The sequence below is a fragment of the ANME-2 cluster archaeon genome, from assembly GCA_014237145.1.
Classification (GTDB): Archaea; Halobacteriota; Methanosarcinia; order Methanosarcinales; family Methanocomedenaceae; genus Methanocomedens_A.
The window spans coordinates 40,803-61,957 of the sequence record JAAXOC010000044.1; the positions used below are offsets into that span (position 1 = coordinate 40,803).

Here is a 21,155-nt window from a genome sequence, read left to right on the forward strand (position 1 = left end):
ACCTAAGGCGATATGGCAAGCCGTTTTGATTTTTCCTGCTCGAAGAGGGGAACACCGTCCTCTTTGTATGTCTTAAGCACGAAATGGGTAACAGTACTCTGCACCTGGTCAAGTGATGCTATCTTCTCTACAACAAAAAAGGCCACATCCTTCATGGATTTGCCTCTCACTGTTAATGACAGGTCATGATCCCCTGATATCAGGCGAATGGACCTGACCTCATTAAAACTGGCAATCCGATGGGCAATGGTATCATATCCTGACCTGTCACCCAGTGTGATCTTAAGCTCGATTATGGCATAGACATACTCTTCCCCGACCCTGTCCCAGTCTATTACTGCCTTATATTTCCGGATGATACCGCTGTCTTCAAGTTCCTTGATGCGTGTTTGAACCTCTTTTTCTGAATACCCTGTAAGCAGGGCTATCTCTGATGGGTCTTTTTTAGGGTCTTGCTCAATTATTTCAAGTATCTCGTTCATAACCATGCCTCTTCATCAGTTTTGTGTTGATTTTGATTATGTTGATGTAAATTTTTTAAGGGTGCTGCATAATTTATTTACCGTATCTTCGACTGTCTTCATTCCAACATCATCCGAATCTACGTCTTTTTGTGCGATGCCCCCGAAATGATTGTTATCACCCACTACGATCATTCCATGGATATGCATCCAGGCATGGATGGACCAGATAGTATATTCCTGGCCGCCATTTCGTGATGCACCAACAGCCAGGGCCGCACCGATCTTGTCCTTTAATAGAAATCCATTCCTTTTTAACGGAAGTGTACGGTCGAACAACATCTTCAACTGCCCTGAAAGTGTTCCGAAATATACAGGTGAGGATACGATTAATCCGTCCGCTGATTCGATTATTCCATATATCTTTCCCATGTCGTCATCAATAGGGCATGTTCTTTCGTTTTTGCATACTCCACAATCCGTACAGGGAGAAATGTTTAGATCGGCAAGGGATATTTTTTCAATATCAAATCCATTCTCTTTTGCGATTTCCAGTGAATGATCCACCATCCTGCTATTGTTACCCTTGCGGTTAGGACTGCCTGATATTCCAACTATTTTCATATTTTGTTTCACCTGCTTGTGCTTCAAAGAATAAGTATCATATTTTCAGTGTGTAATTATCATCTTTTTCAGAGGGTAAGTATTATCTCAAATTCTTCAGAGTTCTTGTGCCGGATTCAATGGCTTCCATTTGCTGTTTAATCTTGCCCTGATCTGTTTCGCGCTGAAGGTCCAGGCAGAGCTGGACTACTTTGTTAACAATCGTATTGCTGATAAAATCATAAGTCTCCGGGGATATATTTGAAGGAGGTCCTGTGGGCTGTGCAGTTACCTGCTGAGCCTCTGTTAAAGGTTGTGGAACCTTCGTGAAAGATTGGGAAGCCTCACTTAAATGTTGATTTTCAGGTAAGGGTATCGCTTCCTCCGATGTCTGGACCTTCTGAATCTTCTGTTCTGTCTGAGATGAGATCAAGGGAGGATTTTTCCCTGGTTTTCTATGGGTTTTTTGTATTTTTTCCCGGGATTCAATAGGTTCTTTTGAGTTTGAATCACAGATAGGACATATTACGTTGCCGTGGTACCTGAATAAAGGAGCCCCACATTCACAGTGATTTGCAAGCATAGTGCCGCCCAGTTCAAGTAATTTTCCTATTTTATCCAGTTTAATGTCTTCTTCACTTTTTTCCAATGTTATCACCGAAACGCTTCAAATACTATAAGTAATATGAACACTTAAAATGAGCGCTAGTTTTTATAATTTAGCAAACTAAAACATAACATATAAGCAAAATAAATTAAAATTATTTATTTTATTCAAATTTGATTAAAGTTTTTTCAATATAAGTTAAGAGATGATGAAAATGTCGGTAAATCCAGATGAAATTATCAAGCAATGCACAGAAGTTATTGAGCGTATAATTAACGATGATTCGGTCCCAAAGAATATCAGGCGATCTGCAGATGAAATTAGGACTATACTACTAAAAGAAGAAGATTCCCAGTCTATCAGAGCAGCTCTTAGCATAAGGATACTGGATGATATAAGCACTGATCAGAATCTTCCCCTTCATACAAGAACTTTAATATGGAATCTTGCAGGGCAACTTGAGACTATTCCGGTAAGTGACTGAAATATAAATATTATTAATATTTACCTTTTTTTTTATATTATATAATTTAATTATTGATAGTTTGTAATAGTTTGATATTTACTCAATAATACCTAAATCCCCACCCTTTGATTTCAACTGGAAATGTCTATTTTTATGTAGACAAAGTATGATTTATCCACATTTTTCACATATTGACGATTTTATTATATTTTATTATATTAGATTTCACTATTTTTTATTTCAAAGATGTTTAAAAATTAAATAACAAAGTTTATATATATTAAAATTAAAGTCAACAACAAGCTTTTATTTTTTATTAATATTTATACACTTTTTATCTAATTTTATCATTTCCAGTGGAAATCATACGGTCCCACTTGTTTATATATTCTCCAGAGGAAATTAAGGGGTTATACAAGAATTTCGTTCAATTATTGTGTCATTATTAATCTTACTCGAGAAAATATTTTTAATTTAAAGGCTATTGTTAATGTTTTTTGTAAATCTATAATGATTAATTACATTTTCTACTTGAAATGGAGGGGTGTTGACCAGAACCTATAAAAAGGTATATTTCATATGGAGTATTCAGTCAGGGTTGAAGAGAGGGCTTGAAAAGTGTTACTAAATTACACAAACTGTATGAATTGTATATTCCTTACATTTATCTTAAAAACGTGGTGAAATTTGTATGTCAAAAATAAAATTAACATCAAAAACATCTAAAAAAAAGCCCACACGTGGGATATTTGATGACTTTCTTAAAAATACTGAAATTTTTGAGAATAAAGAAGTATTAAGACCTAATTACACACCTGATAATCTGCCTCACAGGGATAAGCAGATCCAGTCACTTGCCAGTATGCTTGTTCCGGCTATCCGGGGAGACACACCTTCAAATATTCTTATTTATGGAAAAACAGGTACAGGTAAGACAGCAGTTGTAAAATTTATGGGGCAGGAACTGCAAAATACAAGTGAGTCTCATGAAACAGCATGTTTAGTGTTGTATGTTAACTGTGAAATTGTAGATACACAGTATCGACTCCTGGCTACATTGGCAAAACATATTGGAAAAGAAGTACCAATGACCGGATGGCCTACAGATCAGGTTTTTGAAGAATTTAAAAAAACTGTTGATAAGGAAAAACGTGTTGTAATAATAATAATGGATGAAATAGACAAACTGGTCAGGAAAGGTGATGATGTGCTCTATAACCTTTCCCGGATAAATGGCGACCTGGAGAACGCCAGGATAAGTCTGATCGGCATTTCCAATGACCTTAAGTTCACAGAATTCCTGGATCCCAGGGTTAAGAGTTCCCTTGGTGAAGAAGAGATTATTTTTCCGCCATATGATGCAGAACAGATACATGATATTCTGGAACAGAGGGCGGGTCTGGCTTTTAAGAGTAATATGCTAGATGAAACTGTGACCCGCCTGTGTGCCGCCTTTGCTGCTCAAGAACACGGAGATGCCAGACGCGCGTTAGACCTTCTGCGCGTGTCTGGTGAAATAGCGGAGCGGACAAAATCGCCAGTAGTTGAAGAAAAACATGTAAGGATTGCACAGGAAAAAATCGAGAATGATAGAGTTGTTGAAGTGGTCAGGACCCTCCCAACCCAGTCCAAACTCGTACTGTTAAGTGTGCTTCTGCTCAGTAAGATCAGGAAAAATAATGTTTCCACTGGTGAAGCTTACACTGTTTATAAACATATGTGTAATGACATCGGCTCTGATATACTCACCCAGCGCAGGATTACCGACCTTATTTCAGAACTGGATATGCTGGGCATCGTTAATGCTATGGTTGTGAGCAAAGGCCGGTATGGCAGGACCAAGGAAATATCATTGAGCGTTCCGATGAGTGATACTAAGGGAGTGCTCATGGAAGATTACAGGTTAAAACCACTGGAGAATTATCAACCTGATCTGCTCATTGTACAATCCAGATTAATGTAGGCCAGTAGATATCAATGTACAGCCAGTGAGAGATATCCTACCCAGGGAATATGCCACCTGGCCACCCCGATGACCCATTCCTTTTTTACAGGTTGGAGCCTGCTGGTAGAGGCCTTCTGGTCAATGGCCATATTATTGTCCCCTTTGGTTATGTATCCTGAATGAGGTGCAGCAGGTCCACCTGACCACATAGGCTCCCCCTCCTCCACCCAGTACATAGCCCTGTGGATGATTGGTGTATCTTCAGTACTTCCATACTTCATATATAAAATTACATCCCCGTATTCATCGAATGATGTATACCCTGATATAACACCCTCAGTATATGAGATGATCTGGGTCCGCTGGGCGTTTTGTATGATAACCACATCACCAATACCGATATTGGGTAGCATGCTGCCAGATTCTACAGCCACCGCCGGCATTGAAATACCAAGATTAATTTGCGAGATAAGCATGAGCAATCCGATCATTACAGCTGCGGACAGTAGGTCATTTAACCGGCAGATCCAGAAATTATTACTGTTCCTGAACAGTTTAGCATAATAAAACAATTTATCGATAATGGTTTTCTCTTCCCGTGGATTTATATGGCGAATATTTATAGCGTGTAAAGTGATAATAGTTTATACGATTTTATGGAAAACATTGATCATGCTTCATTCATTGTAGAGCAGTTTGCCGAGGCGGGTTACCGATAATCCAGGTTGATATATGTCGTTCCATATCAATGTACAGCCAGTGAGAGATATCCTACCCAAGGAATACGCCACCGGGCCACCCCGATGATCCATTCCTTTTTTACAGGCTGGAGCTTGCTGGTATCACTCTTCTGGTCAATGCCCCAATTATGATCCCCTTTGGTTATGTATCCCGAATGAGGTGCAGCAGGTCCACCGGACCACATGGGCTCCCCTTTATCCACCCAGTACATTGCCCTGTGGATGATTGGTGTATCTTCAGTACTCCCGAACTTCCTATATAAAATTACATCCCCGTATTCATCAAATGATGTGTATCCTGACAGGGTGCCCTCAGTATGTGAAATGATCTGGGTCCGCTGTGCGCTTTGAATGATAACCACATCACCAATACCAATATTAGGCAGCATGCTACCGGATTCTACAGCCACCGCCGGCCTGGGAGTACCAAGACCGATCTGCGAGATAAGCATGAAGATGCCGATCATTAAAGCTACGAACAGCAGGTCATTTAACAGGCCGATCCAGAAATTATCACTGTTCCTGAATCGTTTTACATAATAAAATAATTTATCGATAATGCTTTTCTCTTCCCGTGTATTTATGTGGCGAATACTTATAGCGTGTAAAGTGATAATAGTTTGTGCGATTTTAATGCAAAATACTGATTATGCTTCATTCATTGTAGAGCAATTTGCAGAGGCCGGTTACCAGATAGACCCTGACGCCCTCACATTGCTTACGGAACAGGACACCAGTCCTTCACTTATCAGCCAGATACTTGATTCACTTGACGAGTCCACACTTGTGGTGGGCCCTGGCCAGATAGACCCGGCTTTTAATACCAGGACCACACCGCAGCCAGGGACCGAGTACCCCATGGTACCAAGGGACCCGGATTATGAAGATGAAGATGAATGGACTGGTGAACTGGACGTGATCTCAGATATTACTGAACAGTCAACATGTGTAGGTGAATACAGGGAATTCGTGGACTTTTTCAGGAACAGGTTCTCCAGGCTGGGGGATATGTTGAGGAACCGGGGTGTTGGTTTCAGGCCCATAGAAAGCCTGAACAGGCGCAAACTTGGCCTGGTGGAAGGCAGGGAGGAGGTTTCGGTTATAGGCATGGTTTCCGACCTGCGCATATCCAAGAACGGTCACAGGATGATAGAGATCGAGGATACTACAGCAAGCCTGCGCACAATGGTGCTGAAGAATAAACATGATATTTTTGAGCAGGGCCAAAAAGTGATGCTGGATGAAGTGATCGGTGTCACCGGCAACCTGAGTGATGATGGAAATCTGCTGTTCATAAATAGTATCATGTGGCCTGATATGCCACTCAGGACCAGTTCAGAACTGGGCGAGCGCAATGTGAGCGGCAAGGCTGTAATGATATCTGATGTGCATGTAGGTAGTGACACCTTCCTTGAAGACCAATGGCTGGGTTTTATCGACTGGCTGAATCACGGAGGGTCAGTGGCAGGCAACGGATCTGTGGACGTGAAGGATATCAGGTATCTTGTGGTGGCAGGTGACCTGGTGGACGGTATCGGAATATATCCGAACCAGGAGGAAGAACTGGCTATTACCGATGTCTATGAACAATATAAGGTAGCTGCGGATTACTTCAACCAGATACCCAAATACATCAAGGTGATCATATCCCCGGGCAACCACGATGCGGTCAGGCAGGCCGAACCCCAGCCCACATTTCCTGAAAAGATAAGGAAGATGTTCAGGCCGGACGTGGTGTTCGTGGGCAATCCGGCAGTGATATCCATGGATGGGGTACGAACCCTGGTCTATCACGGGCGCAGTATTGATGATATAGTGGCCAACATGCCTGGCATGAAATACGAAGATCCCACACGGCCCATGATCGAGATGTTGAGGCGCAGGCACCTGTCTCCCATGTACGGCAGCCGGGTATCTATTGCGCCTGAAAGAGAAGACCACCTGGTGATCGACAAGCCACCCCATATCCTGCACTGCGGCCATGTACATACAGTTGGATACGCTACTTACCGTGGCGTCACAGTGATAAACAGTGGTACTTGGCAGTCCCAGACAGAGTTCCAGAGACGTATGAACCTTAAGCCTGATCCAGCCAAGGCTGCCATCGTGGACCTGGCCACACTTAACACAAACATTATCTCATTTCAATAACTCATATATTACCAATGAGCACCTCACCCAAACATCAATTATTACCAATGAGCACCTTACCCGAACATCAATTGGAATTATTCAAAAAAATGGGATATCACATAGTAGGCAGTCATGGCGCTGTCAAACCCTGCCTCTGGTCTGGCAGGTCTATAAAGGGAATGGGCAGCTGCTATAAATCCCAGTTCTACGACATCCGGTCACACCGTTGTATCCAGATGACGCCTTTTTTAGGCTGCAACCAGTCGTGCCTCCATTGCTGGCGCCCGGTCGAACACCCGGTCGACATGCCTGCCGAGTGGGATTCTCCAGAGGAAATTGTGGGGGGTTGTATCATGGAGCAGCGCAGGTTGATGTCAGGGTACGGCGGCCTGGATGATGCTGACAAAGTAAAATGGAAGGAATCCCTGGAGCCCAAACATGCGGCCATATCATTGGCAGGGGAACCCACACTGTACCCGTTCCTGCCCGAACTGGTCCGGGAGTTCCACAAACAGGGACTTACCACCTTTGTGGTGACCAACGGTACAAAACCCGATGTTATTGAAATTATCAGGCCCTCACAACTGTACATGAGCCTGGACGCTCCGGATAAGGAGACTTACATTCGTTCCTGTGCTCCAGATCATCAGGATCAGTGGGAGCATATCCTGGAATCCCTGGAAGTGCTGTGCCACCATCCTTGCCGGATTGCCATCAGGCTAACTCTGACAAAAGGTTTGAATTTTAAAGATGTCACCGGGTATGCCCGGCTTATCAAACTTGCAGAACCCGACTTTGTGGAGGTAAAGGCATATATGCATCTGGGTTATTCCCGCAAACGACTTAAGCGGGATGCCATGCCCGGGCATGAAGAGATACTTGAGTTTACTTCAGAACTTGGCAGGGAGCTGGGTTATCATATGGCCGATCACGTTGAACTCAGCAGGGTGGCATTACTGTCAAAGAATGAAAAAGTGACTCCTGTAACCCTGTAGTTTAGACCGGTCTGGTAGTCTTTAGGTTAATTTGTGCCCTGTATGTCATACCTGCCTGATAGTTTCCAGATTCATTGGTGCCTTGCATCTCAGATCAACCTGATAGTTTCCAGGTTCATTGGTGCCTTGCATCTCAGATCAGCCTGATAGTTTCCAGGTTCATTGGTGCCCTGGTTTCGATACGGTATTTTCTGTATATCGAACTGGCCAGGTCCAGACAACACTTCTCATCACCATGTTCCGTAAGGACATGTTCGGGCCTGGGTTTCATCTTCTTGATATAATCCATCAGTTGCCTGCGGTCAGAGTGTCCCGAGAATCCATCCACTGTGTGCACATTCAGGTTGATCTTGATAATATCAGTCTTGCCGTTATTATAGACGGGAACTTCACTCCAGCCTTTCTGCAACCTCCGGCCCATAGTTCCTTCTGCCTGGTATCCCACAAATACCAGTGCGTTCTTTTCGTCAGGGCCGTATGCCCTCAGGTATTCCATGATTGGGCCGCCGTTTAGCATACCAGAGGTTGCCAGTATGACACCAGGTCTGGGGTTGGTCAGGATATCTGTTCGTTTCTCAACAGAATCCACCTGTTCGAAACAATCGGCCAAAAACGGGTTCATGCCTTTATGGAATATCAGGTTTTTCAGTTCTCCATTCAGGTATTCGGGGTAAGTAGTATGGATGGCCGTGGCTTCCCAGATCATACCATCCAGGTAGACCGGGATATTATCATCGATAAAACCTTTACGGATGATCTCCTCCAGCACCAGCATGACCTCCTGGCTCCTGCCCACTGCAAAGGCCGGGATCAGGACAGTACCGCCCCTGGCTATCGTTTCTTTTACTATTTCTTTTAACCGGTTCTCGGCCTCCCTTCTATTGGGCTGCATATCTTTAGAACCGCCGTAGGTTGACTCGGTGATTATGGTTTCAATCCTGGGAAATGAATTGACTGCCGGGTCGAACAGGCGGGTCTTCTCATATTTATGATCCCCGCTAAATGCAATATTATACAGCCCGTCGCCCACATGGAAATGGACCACAGATGAACCCAGGATATGGCCGGCATTGTGCAGGGTAAGCTTCATATCCGGAGCAATATCGGTAACGTCACCGTAATTAAGTGTAATGGTATGTTTCAGGGTCTCACGTATCATTGAGGATTCATACGGTATGGTCTTGCCTTCCTTGGCAGCCACATCAATGAAATCCAACTGCAAGAGAGCCATCAGGTCCCGGGTTGGAGGTGTACAGTATACTGGCCCCTCATACCCGTATTTGTACAGCAGGGGTATCAGGCCCGAATGGTCCAGGTGGGCATGGGTAAGCACCACTGCATCTATCTGGCTGATAGGCGTTACCTCTGGTATGTACAGGTAAGGTGTGCCGTTATCATCGGAACCTACGTTCACTCCACAGTCAATGAGTACCTTGGTCTCAGGGGTTGACAGCATGAAACAACTGCGTCCTACTTCCCGGCAGCCTCCCAATGCAGTGACCCTGACCCATTTATCCTTGGATGATACTTCCCTGTGGATTTTCCTGCCAATGGTTTTAAGCAGGGCTTTACGTTCTTCTTTGTGGTCCCTGTTGTACTGTCGGATATTCTTTACAGTGGATGATTTTATAGGCGGGGTCCTTACCACCTTTGGTGTCCAGCCAATTTCCTTGGTAATCTCCCTTAGAGTGCTGCCATGTCGGCCGATTACGATACCTGGCTTCTCGGCTTCGATTATCACTTCACCTGTATCAGGGTCAAAATAATGACTTGTAATACCAGCATCTTCAGGTACGATCTTGGAGATCGTTTCAATTACAACATCCGGATCTGCCAGTACTCCAGGATCAGGCCTGACCACTAACCGCTTCCTGAGATCCTTTGCCAGATTACGGATGACATCACCATTATCTGCAAGTTTTTTCGGTTCCGGGGTATATATTACAAGTTCCGGTCCCTCGAACTCTATAAGTGATATAGTCACTCCCGCTGGTAATTTTTTTGATATCTTTGCTTTTAATTCTTCGAGTACCTGTTCTACCGACATGGTATTTACGTCCTGTGAAAAAATCAGAAAATGAATATTAAAAAATTAAGTATAGATGTAAGGTTTCCTTAATGTTCGGGTCTTATAAAGCATCAAGGAAAGCATCACGTGTTTCTTGTATAACAGAATCCTCTATCTCGAAATACCCTTCCGATGTGATCTTGGTAACCTTAATACCGTTCCCGGAAGCAGAATCTCGTTTCATAACGTTATGTAGTGCCCTGATTGCAAGCTTTACACCATCATCAATAGGCATATTCTCTTCGTATCTATCCTCAAGTATTCCGTAGGCAAATGGAGATCCTGAACCTGTGGCTACGGCTTTGTTCTCTTCAATCTGGCCTCCGAGGGCATCAAGTGAATAGAGGCCCGGGCCGTTCTTGTCCACTCCACCTACAACAAGCTGGACCATTAATGGAAAATACCTGTTTCCTGCAAGGATGTTGGACAACAGACTGGTGATACCTCTGATGGTCATGTTATCCTGTCTGCGCATTTTATATAATTTTGATTCGACCTGCATTGTTTTTACAAGCCTTTGTGCATCTCCCACTGAACCGGCTGTGGTCATTCCCACAAGGTCATCTATCTGGTATATTTTCTTTGCATCTTTACTTGCGATGAAATGACCCATAGTAGCCCGGCTCTCTGTGCCCAGTACCACGCCTTCACTGCAGACTAGTCCAATAGTTGTTGTACCTTTAAGTTCGTTATCATTAACCATCTCTATACCTCATAGAAAAAATGAGAAAATCAGCTAACTTTCACCTTATATTTGTATCTGCCTATATAAGAGTTTTCCCGTTTTTAGCCTTGCACTTTTGTAACTATTCAGCCCTGTCCAAATCTCGCCTGAAGCATTCAGTTTTTTCAGTCAATACCGTTCCAGTTACTACCCCTTGTGCCCCAGGTACACCCACTGGTCATATATCCCGTTCTCATCAGTATTATCAATGATCTCACCTACCGCACCCAGACCGTCCAGTACACTTTCCAGGATATCCATCTCTTCACGCTTATTAACTGTGAACAGCAGCGTCCCTCCCGGCTTAACTACCTTCAGGGATTCATACATCATTGCGGCCCAGATATCCTTGTTAAAACTATAAATAGTACCAAGCATGAAACCAATAACAGCATCAAATGAGGCCCCCTCAAAGAAATCAGTCAGCCTCGTGGCATCCATCACAATAGTCCGCCTGGGCTTCAGCACACCATGTTCCAGTCCTTGGCACACCTGGCAGCGGTCATAATCAGTTGTCAGCGGGAATATGCCCAGCTTTTCCAACGACAGCGTCGCCATACCGTTGCCGCAGCAAATTTCCAGTACCATGCCGGATGCATCGAACTCATCACCAAGTTTCCTGAACAGCTCATCCAACCGTTGGACCCTGATATCCAGGTACACCATGTCATAGGTTTCAGTAGGCTTAACGCAGCCATCACATAACTGTCTCTCGACCAGGGCAATGGAAAAATATTCCTGTAATGCACCTATCAATTCCCTGGCCGGTACATCGATCAAGTTCACGTCATCAGCAGCCTGTAATAGAACAGAGGCCAGACCGCCAAATCGTTCCACAGCCGCCGACTGGATACCGGACCGGGCCACCACATTGGTGAACACTGCCCAAAACGAAGGATATTCCCCTGTAGCCGGGTTATTTATTGCCAGACAGATGATATCCCTATCATCCTGCACGGCCCTGACCTCACCGTCAATCCCCTGGGACTGTACCATCTGTTCCATGAACCCCAGGGTCCGGTAGAGGTCGTTCAGGTTACTGTAACTTTCTTCAGGCAGGAACAGGTTCTCATCATTATCCAGGCCCAGAACCTGGTGAATCAGCATAAAACAATAAACCCCTGGAAAAAAATTAACAAAATACTATTTATTCATCAGCCTCATCGAACTTATAACTGTCATCACCCATCATGGCGGCTGATATGGAATCTATACCGTCGATCCATTCGGCGACCAGGCCGTAAGGCATATCTGATAAAGTATCCTCAGGGATTTCGGCCCCTGCGATCACACTTGCCCCGATTGTGGCAACATAACCAATAGCAGTTCCCGGGTCATCTGCCTCCTCTGCTTCCAATGCACTTTTTATGATCGGGGTAAGATCAGCCGACTTGTCATAAGCACCATCGATATAACACTCGCAGGAAGCAAAAACACCGATCAATGAGGTCTGCAATGAATCGAGCATAAGGTCAATAGGCTCACTGATCGAATCCATTGGGTTCAATACAATGTTCTTAACCTCATCCAGGGCATCGAAGGCCCCGTCACCCGTCAACTCATTATTTTGGTATTTAGCAATGACCTTTAAACATGCAAGGATTATGTCATCTTCCATATTGACAAATATCTTGCCAGAATCACCCGGGTCTTCGTCTTCATTGAGTTCAAAACCACTCTCTTTGACCTGCTCTATCCAGTTGTTCCATCGGTCTTCTGAATAGAATGGAAATACGGTTTTAGATTTGGGGCTTGCTGCTGGTTCTTTCTTTGTTTTTCCTTTTGACTTTTTCTTAGCCATTGTGCTATGCTCCTGCAATCTGGTATTCAACTTTTTGAGTATTATACTTTGCGACTAAATGCAATCACCATACTGACTGTTTCATTTCTTTCTTTATTTTAAAACCCATATACAGTCCGAACATCAGTCCGGACAGGTGTGCTGCATGGGCTATCATATCATTGGACCCCATCATAAGTATATCTACGAGGGCAAACAGTATCAGTGCCTGTGTGATTTTCATAGGGAAGAAATATACATAAACTCGTATATCCGGATCCAGCAGTGCAAGACAGGCAAATATACCGTATATGGCCCCGCTGGCACCTACTACTGGTGAGCCTGAAAATAGCATATGTCCCAGAGCAGATAATAATCCGGCCCCGAAATACACGATAAGGAACTTGTGACTTCCTATCTTCCTCTCAAGGGTGGGACCGAAGAAGAACAGTACCAGCATGTTGAAGAACAGGTGACCGCCACTTCCATGCAGAAACATATACGTGAAAACGGTCCAGGGGCGAACTGCAGCCAATTCGGGTACCAGCAGGAACAGACCCGTAAATGCCGGGATTAAATTCTGCAAAAAAAATGCCGCCACACATGCCATTATGATATACAGGGAATAATTCCTTGATATTGGGATAGCATACGGTGACCTCCCCCTATGCCCCAGTCTTGGTAAACCGATTGTGCGTTTCTTTGTGGTTTCCGGTTCGGGCTGGTACATGATCCTGCCGCTTTCCCTTACCTGTGTCTTGAGTTTTTCCAGCCCGGGGCAGTTGTGGTTCTCTGGCAGGCGGTGTTCAGAGCAGTATGTCCAGCCGCAGTACTTGCATTTATAGGGCAACATCTCCTTTTTACCGCATATGCTGCATATATCTGCCATTTACTCTTTCGCCTCGCTCTTTTTATTTCGTACTGCTATAACATAAACTTCTCTCTTTTCAGGCTCTAATATATGCTGGGTCGTCAATCCCAGTTCCTTTAGCCTGTTAGTACACTCATTAAGGACCGATCTGTCAGGAAGTTTTAAGACCTGCAGCACACGACCGCCTGATTTCAGTAGTGGTAAGACCCTTGCCAGTACTTTGATGGAATCAAGTGGCTCGACAGTAATATCGTTGAAGATTACATTAACTGGTTTATGCGACATTGATGACAGGGGCATGGTAAATACATCATCCTTTACAACGGTAATATTGTCATGGGACCTGGCGATACTATTAAGTTGCGGCATGAACTCTTCGCTGTACTCGATGCCCTTTACATGCTCAGCAATCCCTGATGCAAACATGAGAAAACCGCCTGCACTGGAACCCAGGTCCAGTATAACATCTCCGGGGTGGATCATGCCGGTGCGGTCCTGGATATTTTTGAGTTTCATGTATCCTGCCGGCACGTCAATATTCTCTTTCACCTCGATCTCATTTTCATATCCAACTTGTCTGGACGCTTTGAGGATTATTTTCCCATCAACCCTTACCAGACCATTGGTAATTGCACGCTGGGCCCTGCCCCGGCTGGCTACTTTTTCCTGTTCTACTAAAAATGCGTCCAGTCTCATAGTGACTAATTTACCTGTTGTCAATTATCTGTTATTCAATTAAACCCATTACAGTATATTACCCATTATAGATATTGTATTTCTACCAAATGCTTCATCTTTTGCTTTTCAGGATAAAACCAATATGCTTTTAAGTTATTAATGAATCAATACTTTTACTATTAATGGAGGGACATACATGTATGGAATAGAATTTGTACCAAGTGACCCCGTTCTGAAGTTGGCTGAATATACGAAGTTAGCAGAAGATCAGGGATTTGACAATGTGTGGATTACAGACCATTACAACAACAGGGATGTTTATACTACCCTGGCTGTACTGGCCTTGAGTACCAACAAGATTAAACTGGGAACGGGAGTAACCAACCCGTACACAAGAAATATTGCAATGACAGCATCCAGTATTGCTGCGATAAATGATATTTCCGGTGGCAGGGCTATAATGGGAATCGGTCCCGGCGACCTGGCCACATTTGATGCAATGGGCATTGCATGGGAAAAGCCGTTAAAGACATCTAGAGAATCAGTCCAGGCTCTCAGGGATTTCTTTTCAGGCAAAAAGGTAAATATCGACGGCGAGAGGGTCAAGATCAAAGGTGCCAAGATGGCTTTCAAGGCAGGCAACATCCCTATTTACCTGGGTGCACAGGGTCCGAAGATGCTGGAACTTGCAGGTGAAGTAGCAGACGGTGTGCTGATCAACGCTTCTCATCCCAAGGACTTCGAAATTGCTATCAAAGCAATAGAAGCCGGTGCCAAGAAGGTAGGCAGGGATCCAAAAGAAGTAGATGTAGGCGCATATGCATGCTTCTCCATTGACAAGAATGCAGAAAAGGCCGTTGGTGCAGCTAAGATCGTGGTTGCATTCATTGTTTCAGGTTCACCTGATACTGTGCTTGAACGCCATGGTATTGATGTTGCAGCAAAAGGAGAAATTGGTGCAGCTATTGCAAAAGGAGACTTTGGTGCACTGATGGGCGGTTTAGTGACAGACACTATGATGGATTCATTCAGCATCTGCGGAACACCTGAAACATGCGCTGAGAAAGTTGCCAATCTCCAGAAGATCGGTGTGACCCAGATCGTATGCGGTTCACCAATCGGTCCGAATAAGGAGAAATCGATCAAACTCTTCGGTAAGGAAATAATCGGAGGCAAGTAGGTGAGCGCTGAGATCCCCGCACCACAAATGGGGTTCCCGAAGATATACCAGGTAATAAAAAATTCACTGTGTACTGCATGCGGCGGATGCGAAGCCATCTGCCCTATGCAGGCAGCCAAGGTACAGTTGTACGATGAAGCGAACTATGATAAGTTCACTCCTACCGTAGATGAACCTACTGTGGTCAAACTCTTCAGTGAGATCAGCAGGGAAGACAATTATTGTGCCAACAGGCAATGTTATGTGGACTGTGACACATGTCTGGCCTGCCAGAACTGTCTGGCCTGTCAGCGTATCTGTCCAATCCTTGATGGCTTCCCTGGTGATGATGAATTAGATAATGTCATCGACCAGCGGATTGGCAAGAGTTCCATACACGGCCAGGATGGTGGAGCTGTTACCGGTATCCTGAAATCACTCTTTGAACAGGGTGAGATCGATGCTGCCCTTAGTGTTTCACGGAATGAAGATTGGGAGACCGAGGTAGTGGTGCTGACCAGTGCCGAACAGGTGGCAAGTGCAGCCGGTACCAAATATACCTATGAACCTGTATTATCCAGTCTGCGTGAAGTACTTAAGAACTATGAAAAGATCGCTGTGGTTGGCACTCCCTGTCAGGCACATGCAGCTTCACTGCTTCGGGAGAACCTTACAGATAAGATCAAGCTGGTTATTGGCTTGATATGTATGGAGAGCTTTACCTATGATGATATGGGAGAGAATATCATACCCAACATTATGGGTCTGGATCGGAAAACTGTAAAGAAACTTGACTTTGCAAAAGGCAAGTTCGTAGCAGAGACCGCTGACGATAAAGCGTTGGTCCCGATTAAGGAAATTGCTCATCTGGCCCGAAAACCCTGCCATCACTGTATGGATTACACGTCCTATTATGCCGATATCAGTGTAGGTAGTATTGGCAGCCCGGATGGATGGAGTACCATCTTTATCCGCAATAATATAGGCAAGGAATACCTGGATAAAGTCAAGGGAATAGAATACCACGACAAACCCATCTTTATGGATATCGTCGTGAAACTTGCAGCCCAAAAACACAAGAATAATGCATGGGACTATGAAAAGTTCAATGAGGTAGTCTGGGCTGGCGGAGAATGGACTCCAGAAGAGCATTCTACATAGGACGGTTCCAACCATACCACCTGGGACACCAGAACGTGCTTGAGTCGATAGCACAAGAGGTAGATGAAATCATAATCGGCATCGGAAGCGCACAGGCAAGCCATGAGCCCGATGATCTGTTCACGGCAGGTGAGCGGGTGCTGCTGATGACCGAAGCACTGGAGACCTTGGGTGTTAAACACTACATAATACCTATTGAGGATATCCAGCGCAATTCAGTCTGGGTGTCCCATGTTATTTCTATGACACCTCCTTTCAAGGTGGTGTATTCAAACAACCCGTTAGTGATACGGCTATTCGAGGAAGCAGGATTTGAGGTCAGGCAGTCACCACTATTCAAGCGGGAGAGATATTCGGGCACTGAGATACGCCGTAGGATGCTACATGGTGAGGAGTGGCAATCACTGGTGCCGATTTCTACTGCAATGGTTATCAGTGAGATAGGCGGAGTAAAGAGATTGAAGATCATATCCGGTGGGGATAATGCCGAGGAATGAACTTACTATTTAGCATGAAAGTACCCTTGGGTTCTTTCATTTTTTGAGCATGTCATTCGAAGAATTTCATGTACGTTTTCTTTACAATCTGGTGGATTTTGATAGATTTATTTGAAAAAAGTCAGGTTCTTTGTGCAATAACTGCCAGATGGTCAGGATGATATGGTCTGAGTACTTTCTTATCAAGTAAATTGAACTCTTTACCAAGTTTATCCAATTCCTGCTCATACACTATTTTCGGGTTTACAGTACTATCTACGCTCCGGGCCTTGATAACCATTACAAGGTATCCACGTGGCTTAAGGAACTCCCTGGCATTGACCAATGCGATCTCAGCCTGGTTGGGCTGGGCCACATCCTGGTATATCACATCTACCGAACCTACAATAGCCTTGTACGACCCAGGCTGCCCGGCATCTGCAAAGACCGGGACCATGTTACTTCGCTGGCTGCATACATCAATAAGATCGCGCATGATCCTTGGTGAGAACTCAACCGCAAAGACGCGCCCCTTCGTTACGATATCAGAAACATGGCTGGCAGTAGTTCCAGATGCCGCGCCAAGATAAAGGACCCTGGAATCCTCCTTTAACGCTAAGTTCATCCCCTTTTCTATCATACCGGCCAGCTTACTGCGGTGGTGTGACCATAACCTGTATTCTATCCCATCGACCGTTATCAGTTTCTCACCATATACCTGTATGTCTGGTACCAGGTTCTTGGTGACTAGCCTGGTATTTTCCCCTTCATCTATAGAGCAGACATTGGGTATATGTGTCGGTATATGTCCCGGTATATGTGTATTTACGAGTTTTGCAGGCATCCGTATTAAGGAAATAGCTATTAGCCAATAAGATTTTCTAAATATACTTTTTAATGTTAAAGCACATATACTGCACCGGAATTGTAATGACAAAATACTTTGAAGTAACAAGAAGGGATGCAGCCGCACGATTGGGTAAGTTGCTGCTGGACGACCGTTATCCCACACCCTTAATCCTGCATTCTGAAAAGGACAGCCCCATTGTTTTCGCAGGCAGCCTGTGGGCCCGGAATATATTATCACCTGAGGAAGTGGATCCTGGCAAACTTGTCATCCTGCCAGGTAAACCAATGCCCCTGCATGCCAGACCTGAAATGGTAAAAGAGATCTATGACTCTGCAAAACATGAACGATATCATTGGGAAAAACGGGATGGTGCAACAGGCCAATTAGTACACCCGGCCTGCCATGATATCCTACATGCAGATATGTATGTCATAGGTGCGGCAAAACAGATGGAAAATGATCCCAGGATGTTGCTGGACACTGTAATTCATATCAAGAACAATACTCCTCCTGATACAGCATTGTATGCTCCTGCACTGGCAACCCCTGAGAACCTTTGCCTGTTGATCTACCTGGGCATTGATGTTGTCGATGACATACTTCCCACGATCAAAGCATATGGTGGTATCTACATGATGCCCGATGGTGAGTACAGGCTATCAGACCTGCCAGTACTGCCCTGTTCATGTAGTGTATGCACTAATACCAGTGTGGAAGACCTGCAGGAAATGAGCGCACAAGAGCGGGGTAAACTGGTGTCCGGGCATAATGTGAACAGGCTGGTAGAGGAAAAACAGATCGCTGTCCAGCGTATCAGGGGCGGTAATCTCAGGGAATATGTGGAAGGAAAATGCCGTAGTAGTCCCTGGCTCACTGCACTGCTCCGGCTCATGGACCAGGAACATGTGTACCTTGAACAGCATACGCCGACATACCGAAGTGTTACCATGTACGCAAATACTTCTGAATCTCTGAACAGGGTAGAAGTAAAGCGGTTTGCTGATAGGGTACGCTCACAATACCAGGCACCTGCCGCAAATATACTGCTACTGCTTCCCTGCTCTGCCCGTAAGCCTTATTCCATATCCAACAGTCACCAGATGTTCAACCGTGCCACCGGGAGGAACAGGCGGGCATTGAACGAAGTGATAATCACATCGCCACTGGGTATAGTACCGCGGGAACTGGAACTGGTATATCCTGCCGCCCATTACGATATACCTGTGACAGGACACTGGGACCTTGAAGAACGTTCCTGGGTGACAGGGTGCCTTGTGGATTACCTAAAAAACAATAAGTATTCACATATAATCGCCCATGTGGATGGTGCCTACAGGGATATTTGCCAGAGTGCTGCCGAAACGCTGGGTCTTGATATCACATACACAGCCCAGGGCAGCGTTACGTCTACCCGGTCACTGGGAACATTAAGGTCTACTGTATCTGGTATTGTCCGGGATGAGGAGTATTCACTTCGTAAGACCACTGAGATTGCAAAGAACATGTTGAGGGGAATTGCAGATTACCAGTTTGGCAGAGGTGCAGGATGGCTTTTAGTCCCTGATGGTGCTTCTATCAAAGCACCGTTCCCGAAATACCAGGTATATTATGATAAAAAGCAGCTGGCCAGCCTTAATCCAAGGACAGGTACACTTATCCCAACAATTGAAGGTGCCATGAGGCTTCTTGAACTTGGCACTTACCAGGTCAGCATAGATGATTTTGTGCCCGGCGGCAACCTGCTGGCACCTGGTGTGGTGGATGCAAATATGAACATCCGGCCGTCCGACCAGGTGATAGTAGTAAGTGAGCGGGTGCTGGGTGTGGGCAGGGCAATGATGGGCGGTGCCGAGATGGTACGATCTACCAGGGGCATTGCGGTCGATCTGAGGAAGGTTATGGAGATCTAATATGGAAATATCATGTTCGTCGTTGTTCCTGTGGGACTATGGTATTGATGAGATAGCAGAGATACTGGGCCAGGCAGGAATAGAGAATATTGAGTTCTGGGCAGAAACACCTGAATTCTGGCAGCACCGCCATGAAGCAAAAGTTGTGGAGCACCTGGATGATGTAATATCCACCTTTTTTGGACACTGCACTGTTCATGCTCCTATCCTTGACCTGAATCCGTCATCGTATAATGAGCATGTACGAAAAGCTACCATCAAAGAGACATTTTGGGCCATAGACCTGTCCTCAAAGCTGGATGCTCGTGTGCTGACCATACACCCCGGTAACAGGACCGTACACCGGCAGCCAACCCCGGAAGACATGAAGAAGTTTTTTGACTATCTCACTGTTTGTACCGGATACGCCCGTGAGATGGGCGTTGTCCTTGCTCTTGAGAATCTCTCGCCCAGGTTACAGAACATGTGTTACGAACCGTCCCTTATGGGAGATGTGCTGGCAAAGTATCCTGATCTTATGATGACATTTGACGTAGCCCATGCTCTTCAAACAGGTCTTGATAATGCCCTGGATTTTATAAGTGAACTTGGCAGCAGGATCGTGAATGTACATGTGGGCGGTGTGCAAAACGGTACTCCACATTACCCTGGACATATGGCCAGGAATCCCGGGATCAGTGAAATACTTGGCAGGCTCCAAAAAAGTGGCTATGATAATGACCTGACCATTGAGATTGACGATAAGCTGATTAACCAGGACATGTCAAAGTTTGATAAGATATCTATATTAATAAAAGAAAAAGAATATTTTATTCAGGACATAAATATAAAATAATATGTAAATAATTGTTATCCTAAAATATTATCCTGAAGAGATTGTCGGAAAAGTCCCAAACTTATAATAATTTAACATACTGTCTACTTTCTAAATTTCTAGTTGGACATAATTTCAGATATTATGCACAACAAATAAACGCCAGCTTCAGCGAACTTTTTCTTAAAAATCGATAGATTTGGAAGCATTTATATCATCTGAACATATTTATCACTTAAAATTTATGATATGAGTGTAATAATATGTTTTCAATACCAAAAGACATACAAACTACCTTCATTCATAGTCTAACTGTCTACAAAAATCTCATACCAGAAGACACAATTTTTTACTGGATAAATCAAAAAATAGATTTTTCCTTCATGAACGAAGCATGCAGCGATCTCTATTCACCTAATAAAGGTGGACCAGTAAAAAACACCCCTGAAAGGATGTTCTTTTCAGCAATTGTTCAATATCTCAATGATTTTTCTGACAGACAAATGGAACATTTTGCCAGATTTGACATCATAACAAAATGGTTCATTGGAATCCCAATAGAAGACAGATCTTATAATCACAGTGTACTATGAGATTTTCGAGATAGGTTTGGGGAAAAAACTGTTCTTCTCACTTTCCGCAGATCAAATGAGTATTCGTATTATTCTACTAAAACTTACCAATCATTGCTATAACATGAAATATTGCTTAAAT

The 21,155-nt window shown here is 44.4% G+C and carries 22 protein-coding genes; 10 read left to right on the forward strand and 12 right to left on the reverse strand.

The features are described from left to right. Positions 1-2: 2 nt before the first annotated feature. The 3 genes from HF974_06325 to HF974_06335 form a co-directional block, all read right to left on the reverse strand. Entirely contained in the window at positions 3-482 is a 480-nt protein-coding gene (locus HF974_06325; protein MBC2697949.1) for an Lrp/AsnC family transcriptional regulator, read from the reverse strand. Between the two features lie 36 nt (positions 483-518). Beyond that, a complete protein-coding gene (locus tag HF974_06330; GenBank protein MBC2697950.1) occupies positions 519-1,085 on the reverse strand; it encodes a flavodoxin family protein in 567 nt (188 codons plus the stop codon). A gap of 82 nt (positions 1,086-1,167) precedes the next feature. Then, entirely contained in the window at positions 1,168-1,647 is a 480-nt protein-coding gene (locus tag HF974_06335; protein ID MBC2697951.1) for a hypothetical protein, read from the reverse strand. Between the two features lie 238 nt (positions 1,648-1,885). On the opposite strand from HF974_06335, the gene HF974_06340 reads away from it, so the two are divergent. Then, entirely contained in the window at positions 1,886-2,155 is a 270-nt protein-coding gene (locus HF974_06340) for a UPF0147 family protein (protein MBC2697952.1), read from the forward strand. Between the two features lie 673 nt (positions 2,156-2,828). Next, on the forward strand, positions 2,829-4,100 hold the full coding sequence (locus tag HF974_06345) for an ORC1-type DNA replication protein (protein ID MBC2697953.1): 1,272 nt from the start codon (positions 2,829-2,831) through the stop codon (positions 4,098-4,100). Positions 4,101-4,111: 11 nt separating this feature from the next. On the opposite strand, the gene HF974_06350 is transcribed toward HF974_06345, so the two are convergent. Together HF974_06350 and HF974_06355 are read right to left on the reverse strand one after the other, a co-directional pair. Beyond that, positions 4,112-4,654 carry a S26 family signal peptidase gene (locus tag HF974_06350; GenBank protein ID MBC2697954.1) on the reverse strand — a complete coding sequence of 181 codons (543 nt, stop codon included), beginning with the start codon at positions 4,652-4,654 and terminating at the stop codon, positions 4,112-4,114. A gap of 173 nt (positions 4,655-4,827) precedes the next feature. Continuing rightward, positions 4,828-5,379, reverse strand: coding sequence for a S26 family signal peptidase (locus tag HF974_06355; GenBank protein MBC2697955.1), 552 nt, complete (start codon positions 5,377-5,379; stop codon positions 4,828-4,830). Positions 5,380-5,455: 76 nt separating this feature from the next. Between HF974_06355 and HF974_06360 the strand changes: the two genes are divergently transcribed. Both HF974_06360 and HF974_06365 read left to right on the forward strand, forming a co-directional pair. Beyond that, positions 5,456-6,973, forward strand: a complete 1,518-nt coding sequence (locus HF974_06360) for a DNA-directed DNA polymerase II small subunit (protein ID MBC2697956.1) — start codon at positions 5,456-5,458, stop codon at positions 6,971-6,973. Positions 6,974-6,987: 14 nt separating this feature from the next. Further along, positions 6,988-7,950 (forward strand): 4-demethylwyosine synthase TYW1, encoded by a 963-nt coding sequence (locus HF974_06365; GenBank protein MBC2697957.1) that lies wholly within the window; start codon positions 6,988-6,990, stop codon positions 7,948-7,950. A gap of 133 nt (positions 7,951-8,083) precedes the next feature. Here HF974_06365 and HF974_06370 read toward each other — a convergent pair whose 3' ends face one another. The 6 genes from HF974_06370 to HF974_06395 form a co-directional block, all read right to left on the reverse strand. Further along, entirely contained in the window at positions 8,084-9,997 is a 1,914-nt protein-coding gene (locus HF974_06370) for a beta-CASP ribonuclease aCPSF1 (protein ID MBC2697958.1), read from the reverse strand. 82 nt (positions 9,998-10,079) lie between these two features. Further along, positions 10,080-10,721 carry an archaeal proteasome endopeptidase complex subunit beta gene (gene psmB, locus HF974_06375; protein MBC2697959.1) on the reverse strand — a complete coding sequence of 214 codons (642 nt, stop codon included), beginning with the start codon at positions 10,719-10,721 and terminating at the stop codon, positions 10,080-10,082. A 168-nt stretch (positions 10,722-10,889) separates the two neighbouring features. Beyond that, positions 10,890-11,849, reverse strand: coding sequence for a class I SAM-dependent methyltransferase (locus HF974_06380; GenBank protein ID MBC2697960.1), 960 nt, complete (start codon positions 11,847-11,849; stop codon positions 10,890-10,892). 40 nt (positions 11,850-11,889) lie between these two features. After that, positions 11,890-12,543, reverse strand: a complete 654-nt coding sequence (locus HF974_06385; protein ID MBC2697961.1) for a DUF2150 family protein — start codon at positions 12,541-12,543, stop codon at positions 11,890-11,892. Between the two features lie 64 nt (positions 12,544-12,607). Next, on the reverse strand, positions 12,608-13,411 hold the full coding sequence (locus HF974_06390) for a rhomboid family intramembrane serine protease (protein MBC2697962.1): 804 nt from the start codon (positions 13,409-13,411) through the stop codon (positions 12,608-12,610). Further along, a complete protein-coding gene (locus HF974_06395) occupies positions 13,412-14,089 on the reverse strand; it encodes a cell division protein FtsJ (GenBank protein ID MBC2697963.1) in 678 nt (225 codons plus the stop codon). It abuts the gene before it with no gap. Between the two features lie 178 nt (positions 14,090-14,267). Between HF974_06395 and mer the strand changes: the two genes are divergently transcribed. Genes mer through HF974_06410 form a run of 3 tightly spaced genes read left to right on the forward strand, consistent with a single transcriptional unit; the run spans position 14,268 to position 16,888 of the window. Next, positions 14,268-15,251 carry a 5,10-methylenetetrahydromethanopterin reductase gene (mer, locus tag HF974_06400; GenBank protein MBC2697964.1) on the forward strand — a complete coding sequence of 328 codons (984 nt, stop codon included), beginning with the start codon at positions 14,268-14,270 and terminating at the stop codon, positions 15,249-15,251. Next, positions 15,252-16,391 carry a F420H2 dehydrogenase gene (locus HF974_06405; GenBank protein MBC2697965.1) on the forward strand — a complete coding sequence of 380 codons (1,140 nt, stop codon included), beginning with the start codon at positions 15,252-15,254 and terminating at the stop codon, positions 16,389-16,391. Next, positions 16,364-16,888, forward strand: a complete 525-nt coding sequence (locus HF974_06410) for a nicotinamide-nucleotide adenylyltransferase (GenBank protein ID MBC2697966.1) — start codon at positions 16,364-16,366, stop codon at positions 16,886-16,888. Before HF974_06405 ends, HF974_06410 begins: the two co-directional genes overlap by 28 nt. Before the next feature lie 121 nt (positions 16,889-17,009). On the opposite strand, the gene HF974_06415 is transcribed toward HF974_06410, so the two are convergent. Further along, complete coding sequence (locus HF974_06415) at positions 17,010-17,711, reverse strand: fibrillarin-like rRNA/tRNA 2'-O-methyltransferase (GenBank protein ID MBC2697967.1); 702 nt, start codon at positions 17,709-17,711, stop codon at positions 17,010-17,012. A gap of 86 nt (positions 17,712-17,797) precedes the next feature. On the opposite strand from HF974_06415, the gene HF974_06420 reads away from it, so the two are divergent. From HF974_06420 to HF974_06430, 3 genes are all read left to right on the forward strand, one after another. Beyond that, the gene (locus tag HF974_06420; protein MBC2697968.1) at positions 17,798-19,627 is read left to right on the forward strand and encodes a tRNA-guanine transglycosylase; all 1,830 of its coding nucleotides are present in this window, start codon (positions 17,798-17,800) and stop codon (positions 19,625-19,627) included. Between the two features lies 1 nt (position 19,628). Continuing rightward, positions 19,629-20,462, forward strand: coding sequence for a sugar phosphate isomerase/epimerase (locus HF974_06425; GenBank protein ID MBC2697969.1), 834 nt, complete (start codon positions 19,629-19,631; stop codon positions 20,460-20,462). A gap of 242 nt (positions 20,463-20,704) precedes the next feature. Next, the gene (locus tag HF974_06430) at positions 20,705-21,034 is read left to right on the forward strand and encodes a transposase (GenBank protein ID MBC2697970.1); all 330 of its coding nucleotides are present in this window, start codon (positions 20,705-20,707) and stop codon (positions 21,032-21,034) included. Positions 21,035-21,155 lie beyond the last annotated feature (121 nt).

Excerpts from the sequence above, each read along its gene's own strand:
- HF974_06335 (MBC2697951.1), bottom strand. The coding sequence starts at position 1,647 with ATGCTTGCAAATCACTGTGAATGTGGGGCTCCTTTATTCAGGTACCAC.
- HF974_06325 (MBC2697949.1), bottom strand. The coding sequence starts at position 482 with ATGAACGAGATACTTGAAATAATTGAGCAAGACCCTAAAAAAGACCCA.
- HF974_06415 (MBC2697967.1), bottom strand. The coding sequence starts at position 17,711 with ATGCCTGCAAAACTCGTAAATACACATATACCGGGACATATACCGACA.
- mer (MBC2697964.1), top strand. The coding sequence starts at position 14,268 with ATGTATGGAATAGAATTTGTACCAAGTGACCCCGTTCTGAAGTTGGCT.
- HF974_06360 (MBC2697956.1), top strand. The coding sequence starts at position 5,456 with ATGCAAAATACTGATTATGCTTCATTCATTGTAGAGCAATTTGCAGAG.
- HF974_06420 (MBC2697968.1), top strand. The coding sequence starts at position 17,798 with ATGACAAAATACTTTGAAGTAACAAGAAGGGATGCAGCCGCACGATTG.
- HF974_06340 (MBC2697952.1), top strand. The coding sequence starts at position 1,886 with ATGTCGGTAAATCCAGATGAAATTATCAAGCAATGCACAGAAGTTATT.
- HF974_06410 (MBC2697966.1), top strand. The coding sequence starts at position 16,364 with ATGGACTCCAGAAGAGCATTCTACATAGGACGGTTCCAACCATACCAC.
- psmB (MBC2697959.1), bottom strand. The coding sequence starts at position 10,721 with ATGGTTAATGATAACGAACTTAAAGGTACAACAACTATTGGACTAGTC.
- HF974_06390 (MBC2697962.1), bottom strand. The coding sequence starts at position 13,411 with ATGGCAGATATATGCAGCATATGCGGTAAAAAGGAGATGTTGCCCTAT.
- HF974_06370 (MBC2697958.1), bottom strand. The coding sequence starts at position 9,997 with ATGTCGGTAGAACAGGTACTCGAAGAATTAAAAGCAAAGATATCAAAA.
- HF974_06380 (MBC2697960.1), bottom strand. The coding sequence starts at position 11,849 with ATGCTGATTCACCAGGTTCTGGGCCTGGATAATGATGAGAACCTGTTC.
- HF974_06430 (MBC2697970.1), top strand. The coding sequence starts at position 20,705 with ATGTTTTCAATACCAAAAGACATACAAACTACCTTCATTCATAGTCTA.
- HF974_06365 (MBC2697957.1), top strand. The coding sequence starts at position 6,988 with ATGAGCACCTCACCCAAACATCAATTATTACCAATGAGCACCTTACCC.
- HF974_06385 (MBC2697961.1), bottom strand. The coding sequence starts at position 12,543 with ATGGCTAAGAAAAAGTCAAAAGGAAAAACAAAGAAAGAACCAGCAGCA.
- HF974_06345 (MBC2697953.1), top strand. The coding sequence starts at position 2,829 with ATGTCAAAAATAAAATTAACATCAAAAACATCTAAAAAAAAGCCCACA.
- HF974_06330 (MBC2697950.1), bottom strand. The coding sequence starts at position 1,085 with ATGAAAATAGTTGGAATATCAGGCAGTCCTAACCGCAAGGGTAACAAT.
- HF974_06395 (MBC2697963.1), bottom strand. The coding sequence starts at position 14,089 with ATGAGACTGGACGCATTTTTAGTAGAACAGGAAAAAGTAGCCAGCCGG.
- HF974_06425 (MBC2697969.1), top strand. The coding sequence starts at position 19,629 with ATGGAAATATCATGTTCGTCGTTGTTCCTGTGGGACTATGGTATTGAT.